We start from the raw sequence: 403 nt of genomic DNA, 5'->3' as shown, positions 1-403 counted from the left end.
GCACGTACAAGCCACCCTAAAGACCTGTTAGCAGATGAGCTTATAGATAGTAATGATGATGAGCACACTCACTCGCTGATTAGCAAACGCACACTGAGCTTATATGACACCTTGATATTGTTAATGTTGCGAAAATATTATCAAGAGCGCGAAACCAGTGGCGAACAAAAAATCATCATCGACATTGAACGCCTGTCATCGCTACTCATCCCTTTTTTACCATTAACTGATCATACCAGCCGAGATCTTAAAAAATTGAGCGCGCGACTCAAAGAGCTTAGCCGTCGCCATTTATTAAGTAGCATTCGCGGCAATGATGATCGTTACGAGATAACGCCTTTGATTCGTTATGTGGTCAGTGCTGATTTTTTAGAGAGTATGCTGGGTGAATATCTGCGCTTGG

Annotated in this window: 1 protein-coding gene; it reads left to right on the top strand. The window is 42.7% G+C overall.

The window, feature by feature from the left end:
• Positions 1-403: DUF4194 domain-containing protein (locus BTV99_RS12745; protein WP_143507186.1), on the top strand; the 403-nt coding region annotated here is incomplete at both ends.

Source organism: Psychrobacter sp. Rd 27.2 (genome assembly GCF_001921755.1).
GTDB lineage: Bacteria > Pseudomonadota > Gammaproteobacteria > Pseudomonadales > Moraxellaceae > Psychrobacter > Psychrobacter celer.
The sequence above is the reverse complement of the archived record's forward strand: the minus strand, read 5'-3'. Positions and strand labels throughout refer to the sequence as shown.